This window comes from Sphaerisporangium krabiense (genome assembly GCF_014200435.1).
GTDB classification, from domain to species: domain Bacteria; phylum Actinomycetota; class Actinomycetes; order Streptosporangiales; family Streptosporangiaceae; genus Sphaerisporangium; species Sphaerisporangium krabiense.
On record NZ_JACHBR010000001.1, the window covers coordinates 4310453 to 4332134 of the forward strand.

General features: G+C 71.0%; 18 protein-coding genes. 6 read left to right on the plus strand and 12 right to left on the minus strand.

Annotated elements, in window-relative coordinates; genetic code table 11:
• Positions 1-50: 50 nt before the first annotated feature.
• The 6 genes from BJ981_RS19105 to BJ981_RS19130 form a co-directional block, all read right to left on the minus strand.
• Entirely contained in the window at positions 51-4706 is a 4656-nt protein-coding gene (locus BJ981_RS19105; protein ID WP_184612672.1) for a DNRLRE domain-containing protein, read from the minus strand.
• Positions 4707-5271: 565 nt separating this feature from the next.
• Complete coding sequence (locus BJ981_RS19110; RefSeq protein WP_184612673.1) at positions 5272-6435, minus strand: acyl-CoA dehydrogenase family protein; 1164 nt, start codon at positions 6433-6435, stop codon at positions 5272-5274.
• Positions 6436-6547: 112 nt separating this feature from the next.
• Positions 6548-6769, minus strand: coding sequence for a helix-turn-helix domain-containing protein (locus tag BJ981_RS19115; protein WP_184612674.1), 222 nt, complete (start codon positions 6767-6769; stop codon positions 6548-6550).
• Positions 6769-7266: a DUF2975 domain-containing protein gene (locus BJ981_RS19120; protein WP_184612675.1), complete on the minus strand. Its 498-nt coding sequence runs from the start codon at positions 7264-7266 to the stop codon at positions 6769-6771. Before BJ981_RS19120 ends, BJ981_RS19115 begins: the two co-directional genes overlap by 1 nt.
• A gap of 251 nt (positions 7267-7517) precedes the next feature.
• On the minus strand, positions 7518-8093 hold the full coding sequence (locus BJ981_RS19125; protein ID WP_184612676.1) for a hypothetical protein: 576 nt from the start codon (positions 8091-8093) through the stop codon (positions 7518-7520).
• A gap of 423 nt (positions 8094-8516) precedes the next feature.
• Positions 8517-9428 (minus strand): alpha/beta fold hydrolase, encoded by a 912-nt coding sequence (locus BJ981_RS19130; RefSeq protein ID WP_204070258.1) that lies wholly within the window; start codon positions 9426-9428, stop codon positions 8517-8519.
• A gap of 76 nt (positions 9429-9504) precedes the next feature.
• Here BJ981_RS19130 and BJ981_RS19135 point away from each other — a divergent pair, with 76 nt between their 5' ends.
• Positions 9505-10143, plus strand: a complete 639-nt coding sequence (locus BJ981_RS19135) for a TetR/AcrR family transcriptional regulator (protein WP_204070259.1) — start codon at positions 9505-9507, stop codon at positions 10141-10143.
• 62 nt (positions 10144-10205) lie between these two features.
• Here the strand turns inward: BJ981_RS19135 and BJ981_RS19140 are convergent, their stop codons facing one another.
• Positions 10206-11042: an alpha/beta fold hydrolase gene (locus BJ981_RS19140; protein WP_184612677.1), complete on the minus strand. Its 837-nt coding sequence runs from the start codon at positions 11040-11042 to the stop codon at positions 10206-10208.
• 91 nt (positions 11043-11133) lie between these two features.
• Between BJ981_RS19140 and BJ981_RS19145 the strand changes: the two genes are divergently transcribed.
• Entirely contained in the window at positions 11134-11787 is a 654-nt protein-coding gene (locus BJ981_RS19145) for a TetR/AcrR family transcriptional regulator C-terminal domain-containing protein (RefSeq protein ID WP_184612678.1), read from the plus strand.
• Positions 11788-12248: 461 nt separating this feature from the next.
• Here the strand turns inward: BJ981_RS19145 and BJ981_RS19150 are convergent, their stop codons facing one another.
• On the minus strand, positions 12249-12620 hold the full coding sequence (locus tag BJ981_RS19150; protein WP_184612679.1) for a ClpX C4-type zinc finger protein: 372 nt from the start codon (positions 12618-12620) through the stop codon (positions 12249-12251).
• A gap of 164 nt (positions 12621-12784) precedes the next feature.
• Between BJ981_RS19150 and BJ981_RS19155 the strand changes: the two genes are divergently transcribed.
• Positions 12785-12979 (plus strand): DUF397 domain-containing protein, encoded by a 195-nt coding sequence (locus tag BJ981_RS19155; RefSeq protein WP_221315188.1) that lies wholly within the window; start codon positions 12785-12787, stop codon positions 12977-12979.
• A 327-nt stretch (positions 12980-13306) separates the two neighbouring features.
• Here BJ981_RS19155 and BJ981_RS19160 read toward each other — a convergent pair whose 3' ends face one another.
• The gene (locus BJ981_RS19160) at positions 13307-14215 is read right to left on the minus strand and encodes a hypothetical protein (protein WP_221314732.1); all 909 of its coding nucleotides are present in this window, start codon (positions 14213-14215) and stop codon (positions 13307-13309) included.
• A 161-nt stretch (positions 14216-14376) separates the two neighbouring features.
• Between BJ981_RS19160 and BJ981_RS19165 the strand changes: the two genes are divergently transcribed.
• Complete coding sequence (locus BJ981_RS19165; RefSeq protein WP_184612681.1) at positions 14377-14931, plus strand: papain-like cysteine protease family protein; 555 nt, start codon at positions 14377-14379, stop codon at positions 14929-14931.
• A gap of 14 nt (positions 14932-14945) precedes the next feature.
• A complete protein-coding gene (locus tag BJ981_RS19170; RefSeq protein ID WP_184612682.1) occupies positions 14946-15779 on the plus strand; it encodes a hypothetical protein in 834 nt (277 codons plus the stop codon).
• A gap of 115 nt (positions 15780-15894) precedes the next feature.
• On the opposite strand, the gene secA2 is transcribed toward BJ981_RS19170, so the two are convergent.
• The 3 genes from secA2 to BJ981_RS19185 all read right to left on the minus strand — a co-directional run bounded on the left by secA2 (position 15895) and on the right by BJ981_RS19185 (position 20785).
• On the minus strand, positions 15895-18150 hold the full coding sequence (secA2, locus tag BJ981_RS19175) for an accessory Sec system translocase SecA2 (protein WP_239139238.1): 2256 nt from the start codon (positions 18148-18150) through the stop codon (positions 15895-15897).
• 57 nt (positions 18151-18207) lie between these two features.
• On the minus strand, positions 18208-19737 hold the full coding sequence (locus BJ981_RS19180) for an MDR family MFS transporter (protein WP_184612684.1): 1530 nt from the start codon (positions 19735-19737) through the stop codon (positions 18208-18210).
• Between the two features lie 166 nt (positions 19738-19903).
• The gene (locus BJ981_RS19185) at positions 19904-20785 is read right to left on the minus strand and encodes a DMT family transporter (RefSeq protein ID WP_184612685.1); all 882 of its coding nucleotides are present in this window, start codon (positions 20783-20785) and stop codon (positions 19904-19906) included.
• A 254-nt stretch (positions 20786-21039) separates the two neighbouring features.
• On the opposite strand from BJ981_RS19185, the gene BJ981_RS19190 reads away from it, so the two are divergent.
• On the plus strand, positions 21040-21399 hold the full coding sequence (locus BJ981_RS19190) for a VOC family protein (RefSeq protein WP_184612686.1): 360 nt from the start codon (positions 21040-21042) through the stop codon (positions 21397-21399).
• The last annotated feature ends 283 nt before the right edge of the window (positions 21400-21682 follow it).

The window sequence follows — 21682 nt, forward strand, 5'->3', positions numbered from 1 at the left end:
TCGGGGAGACCGGGCGCCCCGGGGCCGGGGCGCCCGGTCAACGGGTCACGTCACTGGGTGTCGACCCAGAAGATGTCGCTGGTGAGAATCCGGTTGTTCTTGAACCAGAACTTGAGCACCAGGCCGTGCTGAGTGTTCTCAAGGCTTGGGACGTACCATATCGAGAAGTTGTGGGGAGGTTTCGCGTACGCGGAACCCTGGGCGGTGGCCGCGAACGGGAACTCGTCGCAGTCCTTCCCCGCCTTCTTCTCCTTGTCCCAGCCCTTGAACTCGATCTCGCAGGTCCGTTCCGTGAAGCCGTGGTTGGCATCTCTCATCGGCGCGTGCGGAACCCGCGTGAGCGCGTTGCTCGTGCTGCCTCCGGGTATGTCCTTCGGGCCCTTGACGGTGGGGAAGGTCGGTCCTCCCGGCAGGGGATAGGTGACCGCGCCGGGGGTGAGCGCCCTCTTGACGTGGTCGTAGATGTTGGGGAACTTGACTCCCTTCGCGTTCTGGTCCCCGCGCGTCATGACCAGGGACGGCACGTGGGTCATGACCACACAGCCCCCCGGCTCGGCGTTCTTGTACCGCACGTAGTCAGCGGAATCGCAGCGCACCGTGTCGGAGACAGGGCTGTTGACGCTCTTGGGGTGCCTGCCGTCGGGCCATTTGGTCGACATCTGAAGCGTGTACGTGCAGGACCCCAGCTTGTCGAGCCCGTCCATGCGGGTGGAGGTGTACCGGCCGGTGATGTGCCATTCCTGGGCGCTCGCGCCCTTCCACTCGCCGAGGGTGCGGTAGCCGGTCATCCCGCCGCCTCCCGGCAGGGTCTGGCAGGCGGTGTTGTTCATGGAGTCGTGCGGGTCGATCAACGTGTTGCCGAACGCGATGGGGTAGTTGATCGGGGCGCTGCTCGTGTTGTCGACCCAGATGTGCTTGGACACCTCGAACCGGCGCTCGCGCTGCTTGGCCTGGATCCTGATCAGGATCCACCCGGTGGCCTCGCCGTCCTTGCTGCCGTTCCACCACCAGGTGGCGCGCCACCTGTGCATGCGGCAGAACGCGAAGCGGTTCTTCATGTAGCCGTTGTGCATCCTGGCCCGGGTGTCGGTCGTGCACTCGTTGAAGCTGACCTCCTTCGCCTCGTCCTTGCCCGACGGGATCACGCGCTTGACGTCGGCGGGCGTCGGGTCGGCCCCCGCCGCGACGGCCGCCCTGGCCGGGGGCGCCTCGACACGGAACTCCTTCCACGCCGACCAGGCGCCGGTGACGCCGTCGTCCTTGGCCCGCGCCCTCCAGCGCACCGTCCAGCCGTCCTTGAGCGTGCCCGGCGGGACCTGGACGCTCGCCGTGAGGCCCTTGCGCGGGTCCCCGGCGGTGGTGGTCCAGATCACCTTGTCGCCGCGCGCCAGCTCGACCTCGACACCCGCGCGTCCTGCCTGCACGTTCGCGAGCAGGAAGGGCCGCAGGGTGCGGGAGACCGGCTTGCCCTTCACGGTCTCGGCGCCCCGGACGCGCAGCGCGTCGACCGTGGCGCCGTCCCTGGCGCCGTCCTTCGCCGCCGCCCGCGCGCCGAACGCGGTCTGGAAGTACCACGTGTACGGGCTGACGACGTTGCCGGCGGCGTCCTTCGCGCCGTCCACCTGGGCCTCGTAGACGCCCCAGAGCGGCTCGGCGGGGGTGAAGGTGGCCTGCGTGCCGTCGCCGCTCGCGGCGGTCACGCCGGTGACGTCCGTCTCCTCGAACAGGTTGTAGAGGGTGATCCGGGCGCCGGTGACGGGCTCGCTGAAGCGCACGGTCACCTGCGTGTCCTGGCCGACGTCCTCGGCGCCGTCCTCGGGCGTGGTGGTGACCACGGTGGGCGGGGTGGTGTCCGGGCCGCCGGTGGGCGTCGGGGTCGGCGAACCTGAGCCGTCCCGGTAGGTCACGGTGAGCAGAGGACGTACCGCCTGGTCCGTGAAGCGCGAGCCGCGGAACCCGCGGTCGTACACGGGCGCGGTGCCGGACTCGTCGGCGCCGCGCAGCACCAGGCCGTTGTTCGCCGTGCCCGCCGCCCAGTTCTGGGCGATCTCGGTCACCGGCCACGTCCAGGTGGTGTCCGCGGGCGGCTCGCCGTTCGCGCAGGGGGCGGGGTCGCGTGCCACCGACTCGCCGGACCCGGTGTCGGCGGGCCGGTTGGACCAGTTCAGCGTGCCGGTGCTCCAGGAGCCGGTCACCCGCCGGGCGGTGATGCCCGACCCGGCGCCGCCACACCCGTAGGAGTAGGCGTTCCGCAGTTCCAGCCGCGCGTCGGTCACGGTCTTCCCCGCGATGGCGCTCGTGTCGAACCTCAGGTACGAGCGCTCGTAGACGGTGTCGACGCCGTTGTCCCAGGCGCCGGCCCACACGGTGTCGCTCGATCCGTCCACCGCCCCCTCGCTGTCGATCCACGCGTCGTCCTGGACCGGCAGGGTCACCGTGTGGGACGTGCCCTGCTCGGGGCCGCGCAGTTCGAGCGCGTCGGCGTACAGCGTGACCGCGCCGGCCGGGTACGAGACCCGCAGTTGCGCCGTGGCGGCGTTGGGCGGCAGCGAGTACTCCTGCTCGACGGGGCTCCAGGTGTCCGCGGGCAGCGGGTAGGAGTCCACGCTGGAGGTGATCAGCGTCCCCGAGGAGTCGAAGAAGTCGACGCCGTACTGGACCGTCGTGTCCCCGCCCGTGGGGTAGAACGCCCCGGCGACCGCGTGCAGGTAGCCGGGGTCGACCCGGATCCCCGCCTCGGAGCGGAGGGTGACGGTGCCCGTGCCGGCCGAGGGCACGAGCTTGGCCGACGCCGTGGCCTCGTGCGCCTTCTCGGTCGAGCGCTGGAGCGTGCCCTCCGCCGCCGTCCACGGCGCCGTCTCGGTCTCGAAGTACGGGTTCGCGTTGAGGACCCTGGTCGGCGGCACCGGGGTCGGCTCAGGGTTGGGCGTGGGCGTGGGAACGCCCGGCGGGAGCGTCGGCTCCGGATCCTTGGCGGCCTCCGCCACCTCCTCGTCGGTGAGGTCGTCCGGATAGTACGCGCCGAGCAGCGGCTCCTCGACCGACCTGCCGTTCGCCGCCGCGTCCTGCTGCGCCTCCTCGGGCGTGATGGCACGGCCGGGCGCCTCGTCGCCGTCGTACATGTTGCTCGCCGCCCACTGCTTGTCCTCCTCGTAGGAGGACGCGGGGAGCGGCTCGTCGCCCGGGTACTCGCGGATGACGGCCAGCGGCTCGTCCGGCGCGTCGTACTCGACGAACAGCACGGGGCCGCGGCCGTCGACGCCGGCCCACTCGGTGCTCAGGAACTCGCGGTAGTTCGAGGTGCCGCTGGTGTCACCGTAGGCGGCGATCTGCAGTCCGTAGTTCGCGGAGCCGTTGGCCCATGCCTGCACGATGCCCTCGATGGAGTAGTACAGCTCCTTCGACGGCTGGTTGCAGTTGACGTAGTTGTTGCCGGCCTTCCTGATGCGGCCGACGCCGCCGCCCTTGATCGCCTGCCCCGTGTTGGTGGTGGACGGCTGCCGGTCCCAGCGAAGGTTGACCGAGCTGGAGGAGTTCAGCGCCCAGTCGCTGGTGACGCGCCTGACGACCATCTTCGGCGTGTCGTCGGGTCCGCCGCAGTGGGTGGTGAGGTAGTTCCAGGGACGCACGTCGGCGTTGAGGATCGGCCGGCCGTACCAGGGGGCGCCGCTCAGGTTGTACTTCAGGTAGGAGCGGTAGATGTAGTACGAGCTCTCGCCGTCGAAGTTGTTCCGGCCCGCGACGATCGCGTCCATGTACTGCTGGCCGGTGCCCACGGCGTACCGGGGGTCGCTGCCGACGAACGTGTCGGAGGGGAAGCCGGCGCCGTACCACGGGGTGGGGTTGGCCAGCAGCGTGACCGGATAGGTGGTCGCCGGGTCGGCCAGGAACGCGGCGTCCGGCTTGTACACGAGGTCGGTCCCGTCGATCGTGACGGGGACGCCGCTGACCCTCGCCGAGGCCAGCGATCGCGCGGCGCCGGCGTCGAGCATCGTGCCAGGGGAGAGGTCGGCGACCTTCTTGCCCTCGTCCAGCACCTCGGCTTGACCGGACTTCATGCGATATTTCAGGCCGGCGCCGGGGTCGATGGGGAGGCGGAAGGTCACCGGCTTGGCGGGCCGCTGCCTGATGACGATCTTCTGCCGGACGCCGGTCGCGGCCACCTGCACCACCAGGTCGACCCCGGGACCGTAGGCGTCGGCGTAGGTCGCGCTGTCGCCGGACAGCGCCGGAGCCGGCAGCTTGGCCGCGGACGCCACCTGCGCCGACCCGTCGGCGGTCCTGACGCGCAGCAGGGCGGTGTCGCCGCCGGGCGACAGGCGCACCTCGTCCTTGACCGACTTCGGCCTGACGGCCGACCCGTCGCGGACGAGGGTGGTGTCGATCGCCTGCCACTTCCCGCCGCGGTCCTTGAAGCGCACCGGGGTCTGGTAGACGTACGTGCCGACCGTCTTGCCGTTCGCGTTGGCGACGGTCGTCATGTTCTCGGTGTTGAGGCTGGGGATCTCGACCGGCTTGCCCAGCTTCTTGGCCTCGGCCTTGGCGGCGTCGACGGGCCCGGGAGCGGGAGTGGGGACCGGAGGCGGCGCGGCCGACGCGGTCCCGGGAAGCGCGGTGATGAGAGAGGTGACGAGCAGTACTGCGGTGAGCGAGGCGCGGCGTCTGCCGCTGGGTAATCTCCGCGCTCCGTGAATGAGTGTGTTCACTCTGTCCTTCGCATGATCGGCGGTCAGGTCCGCGCTGATCTTCACACCCGTCCGGAATGTTGTAAAGCATCAAAATCGTGAGCGGTCCGGCATTCTCCGTGTTCTTTGAATTTCGCCGTCTCGCGGGGCTGGATTTGTGGCGGACCTCGTGATTTATAATCGGCCTGCCGTCGTGACGTGCACCGTTCGTCGCCGTGGTGACGTGGTATACGCGCTGTTCAGAAGGGGTGACGTACGGTTCGGATTGAGACGGGGCCGCGCGGGTTCGCGGGAAAACAATGTGACGGCGTCGTCGCTTTCCGTTGACTAGGCGGGGTGCCGTGCGGGCCGGGACGGAAGCCGGAGTTCCGGTGGGCGGACCGGGGTGTCCGCGGCCCTTCTGGGAGGTCTTCCTCCGGGGGCGATTTTCGTGCGCGCCGGATGCCGTTTCTCGATGACACGCCCGCGTGCGTTCTTATGAAGCGCCTTATGTGTGCGTCCGGGCCGCGCGACCGCGGTGGGAACGGCCGCGGGAAAAGAAACGGCGCCCGCGGATGGGCGGGCGCCGCGCACGGAGGGGCGGAGGTCAGCGGAAGGCGTCCAGGCCGGTGAGGGTGCGGCCGAGGGTGAGGGCGTGGACCTCGTCGGTGCCCTCGTAGGTCGCGACCGTCTCCAGGTTCACCATGTGCCGCATCACCGGGTACTCGAGGGTGATGCCGTTCGCGCCGTGGATGCTCCGGGCCGTCGCCGCGACCCGCTGCGCGGCGCGCACGTTGGCGAGCTTGCCGAAGCTGACGTGCGCGTGCGTGGCCCGGCCCTCGTCCTTCAGGCGGCCGACGCGCAGCGCCGTCATCATCGCGTGGTTGACGTCCACCAGCATGTCGGCGAGCTTGGCCTGCGTGAGCTGGAAGCCGGCGATGGGCCGGCCGAACTGCGTCCGGTGGACGGCGTAGTCGAGCGCGGCGGCCAGGCACGCCCGCGCCGCCCCCGCGGCCCCCCACACGATGCCGTACCGCGCCTCCGAGAGGCACGACAGCGGCGCCTTGAGCCCGTCCGCGCCCGGCAGCAGCGCGTCGCCGGGCAGCCGCACGCCGTCCAGCACCAGTTCGGAGGTGATCGACGCGCGCAGCGACAGCTTCCTGTGCACGAGGTTCGCCGTGAAGCCCGGCGCGGAGGTGGGCACCACGAAGCCGCGGATGCCCTCGTCGGTCGCCGCCCAGACGATCGCGACGTCGGCCACCGAGCCGTTGGTGATCCACATCTTCGTGCCGTCCAGCACCCAGTCGCCGCCGTCGCGGCGCGCGCGGGTGCGCATCGAGCCCGGGTCGCTGCCGGAGTCCGGCTCGGTGAGGCCGAAGCAGCCGATCACGTCCCCCGACGCCATGCGCGGCAGCCACTCGTCCTTCTGGCCGGGCGAGCCGTACTTGTGGATCGCCGTCATCGCCAGCGACCCCTGCACGGACACGAAGCTGCGCAGCCCGCTGTCCACGGCCTCCAGCTCCCGGCACGCCAGGCCGTAACTGACCGCGTTCGTGCCCGCGCAGCCGTACCCGGTCAGGTGCATGCCGAAGACGCCCAGCTTGCCGAACCCCTTGGCCAGGCCGCGCGGGTCGGGGAGGGTGCCGGCGTCGAACCAGTCGGCGACGTGCGGCAGAAGCTCGGCGCTCGCGTAGGCCCGCACCGCGTCGCGGATCGCGCGCTCCTCGTCCGAGAGCTGCCGGTCGACTTCGAGAAAGTCCTGCGAATCCATACCGTCACCGTGAAAAGGGTCGCGGAGGTGCCCGTCTGGGCCGCTCCTGTTACCAGCAGCCAATCACAGCCCCTCTTGGCGCCCGCAACGTCCCCGAGCGGGACGACGGGTCTCATCCGCCGGCGGCGTCCCCGTTCTCCCAGCGCAGCAGGTCGCCCGGCTGGCACTCCAGCGCCTCGCACAGCGCGGCCAGCGTCGTGAACCGCACCGCCTTGGCACGGCCGTTCTTCAGCACCGCCAGGTTGGCGGGCGTGATCCCGACGCGGTCCGCGAGCTCGCCCACGGACATCTTCCGCTTGGCCAGCATCACGTCGATGTCGACGACGATCGGCATCAGATCACCTCGTCCAGCTCGGCCCGCATCCGTGTCGCCTCGATGTCGCGCGCGACGGCCTGGGCGAGCAGCATGCGCAGCACGAGCACGATGAGGGCGACCCCGAAGATCGCCACCATGACCCCGCCCATCATGAGGATCATGCCAGGGGGGACGGCATCGCCGGGCGCCAGGAGGAAGGCGAGCGCGGCCATCAGGAGGGCCGCCGCCACGACCGCGCCGATCACGACGTCCACGTACCGGAAGGCGGCGTGGGAGAACACCGTGCCGCGCGCCACCATCGCCACCAGCCGCCACACGCAGACCAGGACGACCTCGACCATGACCATGCCGAGCACGGCGATCGTCAGGAACGGGACGCGCAGCGGCGCGAAGCCGGGGTCGGCCCCCTCCAGGTCCGCGGCCATCAGCGGCGCCATCACGGCCTGCACGAACACCGAACCGGCGAGCAGCGCCACGAGCACGGCGCGCAGCGCGAGCACTGTCAGCTTCCCCATCGTCTCTCCCTCGATCGATTGACGATGGAAACCTATCGAAATTCGATAGCCCCGACTAGAGGGTGAGCCGGAGGACAGGCGCGGGGGCTGGGCGGACGTCCGGAGTCTGTAGCGGGCGGACCGTTCGGGGGGGGGGGCGTGGGCGGGCGGACCCGGTCCCCGTCGCGCTCGTGGACGAGTCGCGCGGCATCGAGGGGCCGGGTCCGCGTCTCTCCCGGATGTCCGGGCTGCCGCAGGCCTCTGGGCCGGGTCTACCGCGCGCCGGGCGGGGTCGCGCCGCCGGGCCCGCCAGGCGCCTGCGGGGCCTGTGCCTGCTGGGCCAGGGCCGGCGGCTGCGCGTCGCCGGCCGCCGGCTGCATCATGGGCCTGTCGTGGTGCGGATGCGGATGCGGCCTGGGCAGGGGCGTCGGCAGGGGGACCGGCCGCGGGTAGTGGACATGTGGGGTGCCGCCGTACCACCAGTAAGGCGGGTACTGCGGCGTGGGATACGGCCACCCGGGGACGACGACCGGCGGATACGTCGGCGGGATGGGAGTGCCGCCGTTGGCCGGGACGCACTCGTACTGAGGGCACGGCGTGGTGAAGCACTGCTTGGGCGAGTACACGCAGACATAACCGGGCGGGCACTGCACGGACCCGCAGCCCCCCGGCGCGCACGCGGCCTGCCGAGCCGCGGCCGGGACGGCCTGCTGGGCCGCGGCCGGGACGGACTGCGAGAGCGTGAGCCGCGCGGCCGGCGCGGGGCGCGCCGCGTTGGCCGGCACGGTGGCCGCGGAGAACGACAGCCCGATCAGGGCGGTCGCGATGACGATTGCTGTTCGGAACATCCGGAACTCCGAATCCTTTTCCGCGCCGACTCCGTGGGCCCCACATCGGAAATCGGCACGATTGTGAGCCAGGCGGGGCACAGGCCTTTCGACCTGCTTAGATGGTCGCATTATGCGACCGTCCTCCACCGGAGATGACGGAATCGCCAAGGCCAGGAATTGGCAACGATGCCGATGATCTCGCAGCTCAACCGATCCCCGCCCTGGGTGGCCCTCCCAATGCCAGGCAATTACCGTCAATATCCGATATTCGGCCTGAGGCGCCCATTGTCGGCAGATGACGCTGCGAACCACGTCCCGGCCGTGAATCGCGGCGAGGCGTCGACCGCCCATTCTCTCGCCATTGCTGGTATCAGACGGTGGCCGCCGATACGTTCGGGAACCCCGAATCGACACGTGCGGGGAAACACGTCCGGCGAGGTGTCAGTCCTCCGCGCCGGAGACGGCCGGGTCCTTGGCGAAGGCGAGGATGCGCGCGTTGGCCAGGACAGGCCGCTCCAGCGGTACGGCGTGGCCGGCGCCCGGCACTATCTCGGCGTGGGCGACGGGCAGGAACTCGCCGGCGCGGGCCAGGGCGTGGCGGGGCCGCACCAGGGTGCTGCGCTCGCCGAGGATCACCTGCACCGGCACGGTGACACGCCGCAGTTCCTCATCGCCGAAGGCGCGTGCGGGGCGGCGGTTGGGACGGAAGGCACGGGCGCCGATCATGACCGGTCTCATGATCTCCGGACGCTCGACGAGGGCGTGGTTGGCCAGCAGTCGCGCCAGTGCCGGCCGCCAGCGCCGCGGGGCCGCCATGCCCAGGGCGCCCAGCGCCATGGTGAGCATGAACCTCGGCGGCACCTTCCCCAGTCCGCCGGGGTCGAGCAGGGTGAGCGTGCTCAGCCGATCGGGCCCGTATATGCCCTGGTTGAGGGTGAGCCATCCGCCGTAGGAGAGCCCGACCAGGTGGACCTGTCGCAGCCCGAGGCCGGCGAGGACCTGGTCGAGCCAGGCGGCGGCGTCGGCGGAGCCGGTCACCGGCGCCCGCTGCTCGCTGCCGCCGGGGTCGTCGATCGTGTCGATCGCGTAGACCGGGTGCTCGCGTCCGAGGGCGGTGATCTGCGGGTACCAGGTGGAGGCGTTGGCCCCGTGCCCGTGCAGCAGGACGATCGGCTCGGCCTTCGCGGCGCCGTACCGGTACACGCGGGTCGTGCCGAACGTGGTCTCGACGTCGAACCGGTCATAGGGGCGTGGCCACAGCGCCATGGCCCGCTCGTACGCCTCCAGGAACCGTTGCTTTGCCGCCGGGCTGGTGAACTGTCCGATCTGTCCGCGTGCGCCGCCGTCCTTCATGTATGCACCTTTCGCCGACTTGGTACAGCCGTACCCTATACATATGTACCATATACACTCGTACCATCGAGTGGGCATGCCGAACAGCGAGGTCTCCATGGGACGCAGCGACGACCGTGACATCCGGCGCCGCCAGATCGCCGCAGCGCTGCTGCGGGTCGCGGGCGCCAAAGGGCTGCACGCCGCCACGATGCGGGCGGTCGCGGCCGAGGCCGGCGTCTCGCTGCACCTGGTGCAGCACTACTTCGAGACCAAGGAACAGCTGATGCTGTTCGCGCTGCGCCACCTGGCAGAGCGCATGGCGACGCGGATCAAGGAAGACCTCGGCGCGCTCGGCGCCGCCCCGGCGCCGCGCCAGGTGATCGAGACCGTTCTGACCCGGGCGTTGCCCACCGACGAGGAAAGCCGCGTCTTCCACCTCGTCTACACTTCGTACGCCATGCTCGCGGTCACCGACGCCGCACTCAGGCACCAGCCCTTCCTCGCCGCCCCCGACGCGATGGAGCGGTTCGTCGCCGAGCAGGTACGGCTGGCGCAGGAGTCGGGAGACATGCCGCGGGGTGTCGACCCCGCCCTCACGGCCGCCGCCTTGGTCGCGATGTCGGCCGGGCTGGGCACCAGCGTGCTGCTGGGGCAGCGAAGCGCCGAGGACGCGCTGACGGTGATCCGCCAGACCCTGGGCGGTCCCGCGCCGGACGCTGCCACGGGCGCGTGAGCCGGCCGGAGGCGCGCGCGACCGCGATGCTTCTCCGAGCGAGGCCGTCGTCCGGGGTGCCGTCAGGTCCCGCGGGACGGTTCGCCGGCGAGGTGCTCGATGACGCGGGCCACGGTCTTCGGGGACTTCAGGTCGGCGCCGTGGTCGTGGCCGCGCATGATGACCCGCTTGCTCTCCGGGATCACGCGGGCGAGGGCGTCGAGGCGTTCGGCGAGGTGGGACGGGCTGCTGTCGCCGCCGAGCAGCACCGTGCGGACGCGGATCCGTTCGTAGGCGTCGAGGCGCACGCCGAGCGCGTCGATCGCCTCCAGGTCGTCGAGCTGGCACGAGATCAGGGCGCGGTAGCGCGGCATCATCGCCGTCAGCGCGGCGGCCGGCCACGCCTGCCAGGACGGCAGGCCGACGGTGTGGCGGAAGACGAGTGCCATCGCCGTGCCCGGCCTGCCCGCGGCGACGGCGGCCCGCGCCCGCCCGAGGATCTCGCCGTTCTCTCCACTCAGGGGCGTGGCGGTCACGGCCGGCGGCTCGAAGGCGACCGCCCCGGTGAACGAGGACGGGGACGCGACCAGCGCCTCCAGCGCCACGACCGCGCCTGAGGAGTGCCCGTACACGACGACCGGCCCGCCGACGGCGGCGACGACCGCGAGGACGTCCCCGGCCTCCTCGGTGACGGTGCACGGCGCGGGGTTCGTGCGCTTGAGGTCGTTCCGGTACTGGCGGCGGTGCAGGCGGATCACGCGGAAGCGCGGGGTGAGGCACGCGGCGAGCCGTGCCGTCCGGCGTCCGTCGTCCAGCCCCGGTCCGATCATCACGATGACGGGACCCTGTCCCTCGTCGTAGCCGCGGACCTCGGTCCCGTCGCCCGCGGTCGCCAGGGACCGCTCAGGTGTGGCGGACATGCGTCCTCCTGTTCGTGCGCACGTCTGGACGCGCGCCGACAAGCTTCCTTAGCAGCGCTAAATTAGGCTTAGCGCTGCTAAGGTGTCAACAATGAGGAACAAGCGGCCAGGGCTCACCCGGCGGGTCCTGGTCGAGACGGCGCTGCGGCTCCTCGACGAGACGGGCCTGGAAGGGCTGACCGTGCGGCGCCTCGCCGCCGAGCTGGGCGTCCAGTCACCGGCCCTGTACTGGCACATCCGCACCAAGCAGGAACTGCTCGACGAGATGGCCGACGCGATCATCCAGGCCGCCGGCATGGGGCCGCCCCGCGAGGGCGAGACCTGGCAGGACTGGCTGTGCCGCCGCGCGACCGCCTACCGCGCCTCCCTGCTCGCCCACCGAGACGGCGCCCGCATCGTCGCCACCGCCCGCCGCCTGAGCCCCGAGACGGTCGAGCTCTTCGAGGCCGAACTCGCCGCCATGACGTCCCACGGCTTCACCCCGGCCGTGGCCCTCCGCACGATCACGACCGTGACGTACTACGTCAACGGCTTCGTCCTCCAGGAACAATCTCAACCGGAGCCCCAGGACCGGCCCCACCCCGAGCCCCCCTCACCCCCCGGCCTCCCGGACCCCGCCGCCATGCCCACCCTGCTGGCGGCCGTCCACCAGGGCGGAAACCCCCTCGGTGACCAGGCCTTCGCCCACGGCCTCCAAACGTTGATCAGAGGCACCGAGACGTCCATGACCGGCACGACACGCTGACCCGCGGCCGCTTGACCCGCCTCGCCCGCACTCTGCGGTTCTTTCCTTACCTCGGTGGTAATCGACGTCGCGCACGTGGACCGAGAGAGTCTGCGGTATGAACGGTCCTCGCCTCCGGCTCGGGCTGCTTTTCCCAGGGGGCTCCCGCCCCCTTCGACCCCCAGTGCGCGGGCTGTGAAATGGGACCGGAATTCATTGCCAGGCACACACGCGGACGTTGATGATGTGACCGGCTTCAGGCTGTACCGGCTACCGGACATCGTCGGTGGGATAGCGAATGCGGTCGCCGTCCGCACGCGTGACGTCACTGGCGTCCTCACGGCCTACACACTGGGGTCGAAGAAGGCGGGAGCCTCGTTGAGAGGTTACGAATAGTCCATCCCGCCACGCATAGCGGGATCACCTCGCATAATCGCGTGGGAGATCGCGAGAATACGGGCGGGTTGTTGCTCGGGGGCGTATCACTCCTCGCCGGAGAAACGCTCCCATGCGGACTGGCGGGTGATGCCGAGAGACTCGCCGATCCTACTCCAGGTGACACCGCGTCGGCGCAGTTCCTGCACCCAGGAGCGCAGGTCGGCTTCGGCCTGGTCGATGTGCGCGGCGACCCGCGGAATGTGCGCCAGCATCTCTTCGTCGGTCAGCGTGTCCCAGACAAGCATTTCCGATCGCGCGGGCTTTTCAGGGGTGCTCTCGATGACCGCCGCGGCGAGAGCCACGCACTCGTTACAGATGTACACACCGGCGCCGGCCACGAGCTTGCCGACTTCGCTGCTCGGCTTACCGCAGAAGGAACACTGGGCGATGTCCGCCAGCGTTTCAGGGGATGTCACAGAACACTCCTCATCTGTCAGGGCGTCCCTGACAGGATAGGCCGTCAGGATCTCCCTGACAACTGATCTGTGCGTCGTCCTGTCCTTGGCGTACCGCCGACGGTGCTCAGCGGCAGGCGATCGCCCCCAATGACGGACGCTCCTAGCTGCTGGTTCTCCGGATCCTGACCCACGCCGCCTGGCGCAAGAGCAGCAGGAGCGGCGCCAACGGCGCTTGCGTAGAGTCGGCGGAATTGAAGGGGGTGGCCGTGGTTCGCGACAGCAAGAGGTCGAAGGGTGCGGTCCTGACCTTCGATGAGAAGGAGTGGCGCGTCTTCTTGGGCATGTTGAAGAGCGGTCACCTCACCCGCGGTGGATAAGGCACGTTGATCAATGGCAGAGGCCTGGTCCCGCTCCTGCCAACGCTTCTGGACACTCGCCGTATACGGTGCCAGGACGACATCCCAGCCGACCCGGCGCCAGACCACGGACATCTTGACAGCGAAGCCGCAGTAAGCCTGTCGTCTCAAACACTCGGCTCCGCTGTCGGTTGCCGTTTCGCCGACGTAGGTTCTGCTGCCCCTCTACGGCTTGCACGCTGGGGGTCGAAGGGGCGGGAGCCCCCTGGGGAAAACAGCCCGAGCCGGAGGCGAGGACCTTTCTAAGGCCGGCTCTTGCTTCACGCGGACACTGGGCGACGCGCGCGGTCAGGGCCAGGACCAGCGGATGCCGATGAGGCCGGGGTGGAGGGTCGCAGCGGCCAGGTGGACGGCGTGGTGGGTGTTCAGGGTGAGTTCGGTGGCCGCGAGTTCGCCGAGGGCGGGGCCGCGGCGGGCGAAGCGGTGGATGCGTACCGGGAGTTCGTCCGGGTCGAAGGCCACCCGGAGCACGTACTGCCCGGCGGGGTGGCGGAAGCCGCGTTCGTAGTCGTGCGCCTCGACGCCGCTCAGGTCGCTGATCTCGTAGCGCATCACGTGCGTGTCGCCGACCCGCAGCACCCGGTCGAACAGGAGCTCGGCGACGATCAGCCCGGCCGGCGCGTCGCGCCGGATCCGTCCCACCCGGCAGTCCTGCACGGCCCGGATCGTCACGAGCGCGACGTCGCACCCCGCGTCGCCCTGGTAGATCATGATGTACCGGTCGGCGCCGTCCTCGTGTGCCTGCACCACCTGCAGCGTCTCCCGGGCGGCCGTGCTGCGGTCGGGGCCGATGCGCACCGACTCGTACATGCCGAGGATGTGCAGCCGCCGGTCGTCGGCGACGGCGCCGAGCTCGTCGAGGATGTCCGCCAGCGCCCGCGCGGGCCGCAGCAGCGTCGAGTACGCCACGCCGGGGGCTCGGCCGCGCGGCTTGGGCGGGCCGAGGAGCTGGATCAGCGAGCGGGGCGGCAGCTCCAGGATCTCCTCCAGCGCCAGGACGGCGCGTAGCGACTCCGGCCGCTCGGGCCGGCGCAGCCCTTGCTGCCAGTAGCTGAGGGTGCTCACCGCCACCTGGAGCCCGCGCTGCGCCAGCCGGTGCCGCAGGCGTTCCAGGGTCAGCCCACGCGCCTCGACCGCGGCGCGCAGGGCCGCGTGAAAGGGTCCGGCGCGAAGCGCGGTTTGGAGCTCGTCCGCCACGTTGTGAATGTTCACAGATTTCCACAGATTCGGCATCCGGGGGAGAGCGTCGTGAATACCCCCTTCCACAGCGATTCGTCTAGGCGCTTTGCCGGTGCTTGTCGGCCTGTCGCCGCAGGTCGAGGATCCGATGCACCATCCCCCCAGCAAGAGGAGCTCTCATGTTCCGCCTAGCCGTGGCCCTCGCCCTGGCGGCGACCGCCTGGATCTCGACCACCGCCCCCGCCAACGCCTACACCTGGTACAAGCTCAACTTCACCGAGCAGGCCCAGGAGTATTCGAACTGGTGCTGGGCCGCCACCGGCAACTCCGTCGCCGCCTACTACGGCTACAACTACAGCCAGAACCAGTTCTGCAACCTGGCCTTCAACCGCGGCGTCAACACGAGCTGCCCCAACAACCAGGCCACCCTCGCCAACGACCAGACCGCGTTCCGCCAGATCGGCATCAACCCCGGCAGCTACGTCTCCGGCTACCTGACGTACGCGGCGATCGTCAGGGAGATCGACGCCGAGCGCCCGATCATGGCCCGCATCCAGTGGACCAGCGGCGGCGGCCACATGGAGGTCATCTACGGCTACGACAAGAGCCAGTCGTGGGTCTACTGGTCCAACCCGTGGCCGTCGAGCACCCGCTACAACTGGACGACCTACAGCTACTACGTCTCGAACGGCTCGTTCTTCTGGACGCACTCACTCGACTACATCGGCGCGTGAGGGAGGCCACCGTCATGAAACTCATCGCCACGGCAGCGGTCCTGACCGCGCTGTTCCTGTCCGTTCCCGCCGCCGCGATGGCGGATCCCGGCGCATCCGCCGGGGCCCCCGTCTCCGGCTCCTCCGTCCAGGCCGCCGTCCCCGGCGCGCCGAGCCCGGACGACGTCGCCGCCGCCAAGGCCGCGGCGGCGGGCGCGCGCGACACGGTCGGGCGCTTCTTCGCCACCAAGGGCCGGCAGGCCAAGACCCAGGTGGCCCCGATGGCCGCCCAGGTCGACGGCCCCACGGTCGCCGTCAACGACCTCAACCCCGACTTCGTCTCCGGCCGTTCCCCGCAGATCGCCCGCTTCTCGTTCCTCGCCACCCAGGCCAACGCCTCCGACGGCCAGACGGCCTCCGTCTGGACCACCCGCGCCCCGTCGGGCGCGTGGGTCGTCAGCAACATCGCGAGCGGCGCCGACGAGCAGCGGTACGGCGCCCAGGCCGGCGTCGTCTTCCGCGAACCTCAGATCAACGCCTGGTACGCCCTGCGTGACGGCAGGGTCATGCCCCTCAACCCCGAGGCCGTCCAGTCGATCGGCGCGGCCGGCGTCGCGCCGGCCGACTACCAGCGGCTGACCCGGCAGCGCTACGCGGCCAAGCTCCCCGGCTCCGCCTACGCCAGGGACGGCTACGCGGGCGGCTACGGCATCTCACCTCAGGCGGCCGGGCACGGCCGGACGCCTGGGGTGAGCGCCCACGGCCGCGCCACGCAGGCGGACACCACCCTCCTGCCGTGGACCGCCGGCGGCGCGACCCTCGTGCTCGCCTTCGGCGTCATGGCCTTCCTCCGCCGCCGCGCCACCTGACCCACCACCACCCGCCCCCGTACCACCCGACAGGTCGAGGTACGGCCCCGGCCCGCGCCTTCGAAGCCACGAGCCACGAAGGCGCGGGCCGGTTCCATGTCGAACGCGGCCGTGATCAGTCGTCCAGGGAGCGGAGGCGCTTGGACTTCGGGGTCATCAGATTCTTCAGGGCGCGGTCGAAGGCGCTGCCGAAGGGGTTGTCCTGGACGAGGTAGGTCCAGGTGGCGGTGGGGCGTTTGAGGTCGTTGTCGAGGGCGTCGAGGCCGTCGGCGGTGATCGTGGCGGTGTCGAAGGTTTCGGTCGAGCGGCGTTCGACCTCCTCCAGCAACTGCCGGTAGGCGGCGACGCCCTCGCGGTGGAACTCGTCGAGGGGTTGCAGGCGGTGGCCGAGGCCGCGCAGGTGGATGCCCTCGCGCACGTCGGACATGAAGCCGAGGTGCTCGGTCCAGCAGCGGTCGAGGTGGTAGAGGACGATCTGCCGCGCGGCCTCGCGCAGGACCTGCTCGCCGGCCTGCTCGCGCAGCTCGTCCCAGCGTTCGGGGCGGGCGGCGGCGAGGGCGTCGGCGGCGGCCTCGCCGCGCAGGACCTTGTCGCGCTGCTCCAGGACCTGGGCGCGCTGCCGTTCGAGCAGGCGGGTGTAGCGCCAGGTGTTGCGGTGGATCTCCAGGTGGGAGCCCTCGGCGACGCGCTGGGCGTGGCCGACGATGTACCCGGCGCGCTTGCTGCGCACGACGCCGGTCTCGTCGTCGGCGGACGGCAGGGACTCGTGCGGCGCGTAGTGGGTGATCAGGTCGTCTTCGAGGCTCACGTAGAACACCGACCCGCCGGGGTCGCCCTGGCGGCCGGCACGGCCGCGGAGCTGGTCGTCCAGGCGGCTGCTGGCGTGCCGGCCGGCGCCGATGACGTACAGGCCGCCGAGTTCGGCGACGCCCTCGCCGAGCCTGATGTCGGTGCCGCGCCCGGCCATCTGGGTGGACACGGTGATCGTGCCCTTCTGCCCGGCGTAGGAGATGATCGCGGCCTCTTCGGCGTCGTTCTTGGCGTTGAGGACCACGCACTCCAGGCCCTCGTGGTGGAGGTCGGCGGCGAGGCGCTCGGACTCGGAGACGTCGAGGGTGCCGATGAGGATGGGGCGGCCGGCCTCGTGGACGCGGGCGATCTCTTCGACCAGGGCCATGCGCATGTCCACGACGTGGCCGAAGACGCGGTCGGGCTCGTCGACGCGGACGCAGGGACGGTTGGGGGGGATGACCGCGACCTTGAGGTCGTAGAACTCGCGGAGCTGGTCCTCCACCGCGACCGCCGTACCCGTCATGCCGCATATTTCGGGGTATCGGCTGAGCAGCCCTTGAATGGTGATCGAGTCCAGCACCTCACCGGTCTGGCTCGCCGGGAGCGCCTCCTTGGCCTCGACGGCCGCCTGCAGGCCGTCCGGCCACCGCTGCAGCGTGGCCACCCGCCCGCGCGACTGGTTGACGAGCTGGATGCGCCCGTCGCGCACGAGGTAGTCGACGTCCCGGGTGAGCAGGGCGTGCGCGTGCAGGGCCAGGTTGATCTGGGTGAGGACCTCGGGCGTCTCGTACAGGTTGATCTCGCCCATGGCCTTCTCGACCGCGTCGGTGCCCTTGGCGGTGAGGTAGACGTTGAGCCCCTGGTCGTCCACCTCGTAGTGGTAACCGCGGGACAGGCGCCGCACCAGCTCGGCGGCCTCGGGCGCGTCGAGGCCCGGGTCGGCGGCGCCGGCGAGGACGAGGGGGACGCGCGCCTCGTCCACCAGCACCGAGTCTGCCTCGTCGATCAGCGCGACCTGCGGCTCGGGGACGATGACGTCGTCGGGGGAGGTGGCGATGCGGTCGCGCAGGACGTCGAAGCCGATCTCGCTCACCGAGGCGTAGACGACGTCCTTGGCGTAGGCGTCGCGGCGCTCGGCGGGGGTGGAGGACTGGCTGATCCAGCCGGCGGACACCCCGAGCGCCTCGTACAGCGGTCCCATCCACTCGGCGTCGCGGCGGGCGAGGTAGTCGTTGACGGAGATGACGTGGACGCGCCGGCCGCGCAGGGCGTACCCGGCGGCGGCGATCGCGCCGGAGAGGGTCTTGCCCTCACCGGTGGCCATCTCGGCCACCTGTCCGTGCAGCAGGGCCAGGGCGCCGACGAGCTGCACGTCGAACGGGCGCATGTCGATCGTGCGGCGGGCGGCCTCGCGGGCTATCGCGCAGAACTCGGCGAGGTCGTCCATGCGTGGCGCGGGAAGTTGATCGGCCTCCCGGAGTCTGTCCTCATGCGTGGCGGCCTGGGTGGCCACACGCTGAAAAGGGCTGATGTTCGCGCTCCCGGGACGATCCAGGAGGTTTCTTATCAACTGCGATATCGAGGCCACATTCCCTCCAACGGCTTCCACTGTAGCGGCGTTCCCGCCATTGATCACTCAGGTGCTGTGCGCGGCGATGTCCTGGCGCGCCGGGCCCTGGCGGGTGGAGAGCGGGACCTCCTTGATGAAGAAGGCGAGGACGAGGCCGACCGCGACGATCGGCGCGACGTACAGGAAGATCGGGGGCAGCGCCTGGGCGTACGCGCGGGCGATCGCCGTGCGCACCGGCGGGGGGAGCTGGTGCACCATCTGGGGCGTGATCGCGTTGACGTCCCGCACCGGCAGCCGCGCCCCGCCGGCCGCGATGGCGTCCGACAGGCGGTTGATGAACGTCGCGCCCACCAGCGAGGTGCCGAGGGACGCCCCGGTCTGCCGGAAGTAGTTCACCGCCGAGGTGGCGGCGCCCACGTCGCGGTGGGCGACCGAGTTCTGCACGATCAGCACGAGCGTCTGCAGGACCATGCCGAGCCCGAACCCGGCGACGAACATGTAGACGCCGTTGAGCACCATCGAGGAGTCGGCCTTCATGCGCGACAGCAGCACCAGGCCGGCCACCAGCAGCGCGAGGCCGAGGATGGGGAACAGGCGGTAGCGGCCCGTGGCGGAGATGATCCGGCCGGAGCCGATGGAGGTGATCGTCATCCCGGCCACCATGGGGAGCATCAGCAGGCCGGACTGCGTGGCGCTCGCGCCGTTCACCATCTGCAGGAACGTCGGCAGGTAGGCGATCATGGCGAACATGCCGATGCCGACGAACACCGACACGGCGGCCGGCAGCGTGAACAGGTTCTCGCGGAACAGCCGCAGCGGGATGATCGGCTCCGCGGCCGCCCGCTCGGCCAGCACGAACATCGCCCCCAGCGCGACCGCGCCCGCCGCGAGCCCGATGATCACGGGCGAGCCCCAGGCGTACTCCGTGCCGCCCCAGCTCGTCACGAGGACGACGCAGGTGGACGTGCCCGCGAGCAGCGCCGTCCCGAGGATGTCCAGCTTCGGGCGCCCCTGCGGCTTGGGGAGCTTGAGCACGATCGCGGTGAGGGCCAGCGCGACCAGGCCCACCGGCAGGTTGACGTAGAAGCACCAGCGCCAGCTCGCGTGGTCGGTGAAGAAGCCGCCGATCAGCGGGCCGATCACCGACGACAGGCCCCAGACGGCGCCGATGATGCCCATGTACCGGCCGCGGTCGCGGGGCGGGACGAGGTCGGCCACGATCGCCTGGACGCCGATCATGAGGCCGCCCCCGCCCAGCCCTTGCAGGGCGCGGAAGATGATCAGTTCGGGCATGTTCTGGGAGAGTCCGCACAGCGCCGAGGCGACCAGGAAGATCACGATGGCGGCCTGGAAGACGATCTTCCTGCCGAACAGGTCGCCGAGCTTGCCGTAGATCGGCAGGCCGATGGTCGAGGCCAGGATGTACGCCGTGACGATCCAGCCGATGTGCTGGAGGCCGTTCAGATCGCCCACGATCGTCGGCAGCGCCGTCGAGACGATCGTCTGGTCCAGGGCCGCGAGCAGCAGGGCGACCATGAGCCCCACGAACACGAGGTTCGCCTGCCTGGGACTGAGCCCTGATCCTTCGACGTTCATCCACGCCGCCTTTCATCCAGGCTGGATGGCCTTCCCAGCGTATGCAGCTTAGAGACCCTCAGGCGTGGTTCACCCCCGGTTGGACGGACGAGCCCCATGCGCCGCTTTCCTCTCGCGCGGGCTTCCCCCGTGACCTGGGGGGGCGACCGTGCCCGCGCGCGAGAACTCACCCTGCCCGCCGCGACTCGCCGAGGGCCAGGAACGCCACCGAGCCGAGCAGCACCGCCGCGCCCGCGGCCGCGGCCGGGGTCAGGCGCTCGCCGAGGAGCAGGACGCCGATCGCCGTCGCCGCCGCCGGCTCCAGCAGCGCCACCACCGACGCCGTGGTCGCCCGGACGGCCGACAGGCCGGTGAAGAACAGGCCGTAGGCGACGGCCGTCGGCATCACCCCGAGGTACGCGAGCAGGGCCAGCGTCGTGACCTCGCCTCCGCCGGGCAGCAGGCCCTCGGCCGCGGCGATCGGGGCCAGCAGCAGGCCCCCGGCGGCGAACCCCCACATCGCCGTACCCCAGGAGTCGCCGCCCGCCGCCCGGGCGGCGCGGGGGAGCAGCGTGACGGCGGCGTAGGCGACCGCGGACAGCAGGGACAGCGCCAGCCCGGCGGGCGACACCGCCGCCAGGTCGCCCGCCATCAGCAGCAGCCCCGCCGGCGCGAGGACCATGCCGCCCGCCGCGCCCCGGCCGGGCCGTTCGCCCAGCCACAGCCGTGCCCCGAGCGCCACGAGCGCCGGGCTCGCGCCGAGCGTGATCACCGTGGCCATGGCGACCCCGATCTCGGCCACGGCCCCGAAGTAGGCGGCCTGCGAGACGGCCAGCCCGCACCCGGCGAGCCCCACCGTTGTCCAGCGGGGCCGCGCCGCGGCGACCCGCGCCACCCGCGCCGCGGCGAACATCACCGCGGCCCCGAACACGAACCGCCAGAACGACACCGCGACCGGCCCGAGGCCGCTGACCTGATAGAGGACGGCCGCCGCCGGCCCGCCCGTGCCCCAGATGACGGCGGCGACGGTGACGTACAGCAGACCCCGCGATACGGAGACATGCGTCATGAAGGTCTCTCCAAGGAAGTGGTCGGAAACGTCCCGCGAAAGCGGGCGGCAACCACCCACCGAGCCCCGGAGGGCCCGGCTCCATGGAGAGGGACCGCCCGCTAGCGGGCGGTCGGGGGAGAGACGATCAGAGTCGGACGCATGGCGGTCAGGGTAGCCACCCCGCCCGCCCCCGGGCCATCGGTTATCGCGCCGGCGGAACCCCGTCCCATACCTGACGGCGGGTGACAGGTATGGGGGGCAGGATGGGGGCCATGACGACGAAAGCACAGTTCATCGCGGTGACGCTCGACTGCGCCGAGCCCAAGGGCCTGGCGGACTTCTACGCGAAGATCACCGGATACGACAGCCAGTACGCGGACGAGAACTACGCGTTCATCGGGGACGGGACGCACGCGATCGGGTTCCAGCGGGTCGAGGGGCGGGCGCCCGCCTCGTGGCCGGGGCCGGCCAAGCAGTTCCACCTGGACTTCCGGGTGCCGGACGTCGACAAGGCCGTGCGCGAGTACGTCGAGCTCGGGGCCGTCAAGCCGGAGTTCCAGCCGGGGGACGGCTGGGTCGTCCTCGCCGACCCCGAAGGACACCTGTTCTGCGTCTGCCCGGAACGCTCCTGACCTCCGGGGCTCCGCCCGGCCGCGTACCGGGGGCCGGACGCGCGTCGAGCCCGTCCGGGGCGCGGGGGCGCGGGCGGGCCCGGCCGCCGGCGGGATCGTGAGAAGGTCGTAGCCCGCCGCCGAGGCCGGGTCCCGCGGCCGCACCGAACCGGTGAGGTTCCATGACCGTCATCGCGATTGGGGAACGTGGTACCCGGTTTGTCCCTAAGCTGACGGGGTGTTCCCTGTGATGCCCTCCCACACACCCCACCCCGGCCGTTCGAAAGCCGTCGCGGGCGGTCGC

Excerpts from the sequence above, each read along its gene's own strand:
- BJ981_RS19110 (WP_184612673.1), bottom strand. The coding sequence starts at position 6,435 with ATGGATTCGCAGGACTTTCTCGAAGTCGACCGGCAGCTCTCGGACGAG.
- BJ981_RS19115 (WP_184612674.1), bottom strand. The coding sequence starts at position 6,769 with ATGCCGATCGTCGTCGACATCGACGTGATGCTGGCCAAGCGGAAGATG.
- BJ981_RS19120 (WP_184612675.1), bottom strand. The coding sequence starts at position 7,266 with ATGGGGAAGCTGACAGTGCTCGCGCTGCGCGCCGTGCTCGTGGCGCTG.
- BJ981_RS19125 (WP_184612676.1), bottom strand. The coding sequence starts at position 8,093 with ATGTTCCGAACAGCAATCGTCATCGCGACCGCCCTGATCGGGCTGTCG.
- BJ981_RS19130 (WP_204070258.1), bottom strand. The coding sequence starts at position 9,428 with ATGAAGGACGGCGGCGCACGCGGACAGATCGGACAGTTCACCAGCCCG.
- BJ981_RS19135 (WP_204070259.1), top strand. The coding sequence starts at position 9,505 with ATGCCGAACAGCGAGGTCTCCATGGGACGCAGCGACGACCGTGACATC.
- BJ981_RS19140 (WP_184612677.1), bottom strand. The coding sequence starts at position 11,042 with ATGTCCGCCACACCTGAGCGGTCCCTGGCGACCGCGGGCGACGGGACC.
- BJ981_RS19145 (WP_184612678.1), top strand. The coding sequence starts at position 11,134 with ATGAGGAACAAGCGGCCAGGGCTCACCCGGCGGGTCCTGGTCGAGACG.
- BJ981_RS19165 (WP_184612681.1), top strand. The coding sequence starts at position 14,377 with ATGTTCCGCCTAGCCGTGGCCCTCGCCCTGGCGGCGACCGCCTGGATC.
- BJ981_RS19170 (WP_184612682.1), top strand. The coding sequence starts at position 14,946 with ATGAAACTCATCGCCACGGCAGCGGTCCTGACCGCGCTGTTCCTGTCC.
- BJ981_RS19180 (WP_184612684.1), bottom strand. The coding sequence starts at position 19,737 with ATGAACGTCGAAGGATCAGGGCTCAGTCCCAGGCAGGCGAACCTCGTG.
- BJ981_RS19185 (WP_184612685.1), bottom strand. The coding sequence starts at position 20,785 with ATGACGCATGTCTCCGTATCGCGGGGTCTGCTGTACGTCACCGTCGCC.
- BJ981_RS19190 (WP_184612686.1), top strand. The coding sequence starts at position 21,040 with ATGACGACGAAAGCACAGTTCATCGCGGTGACGCTCGACTGCGCCGAG.